At 34.6% G+C, this 327-nt stretch carries 1 rRNA gene; it reads left to right on the top strand.

The window, feature by feature from the left end:
• Positions 1-327 (top strand): 23S ribosomal RNA (locus tag ACU68U_RS09310); the annotation flags it as partial.

The following is a 327-nucleotide window of genomic DNA, read 5'->3' as shown; positions in this document are numbered from 1 at the left end:
AGCCATACATTTAAAGAGTGCGTAATAGCTCACTGGTCAAGTGGTAATGCGCCGAAGATGAACGGGGCTAAATCTGATACCGAAACTGTGGGATAGAAAAGCAATTATGCGAGAAGTATGAAGTAAAGTGATTAGGAAATATATCAACTAGTAAAGTAAGAGAGAAAGACATAAAACAAAATTTGTGAAAACACAAAGCGTAAAACTATTAAACGATACAATTTCTAAAACACTTAACAACATACAACTGGCATAATAGCTTTTCTATCGGTAGAGGAGCGTTGTATATGAATTGAAGCAAAAAGCGTAAGCAATTGTGGATTATAT

It is taken from the genome of Finegoldia sp. P3-F-LR (genome assembly GCF_052932165.1).
The sequence above is the reverse complement of the archived record's forward strand: the minus strand, read 5'-3'. Positions and strand labels throughout refer to the sequence as shown.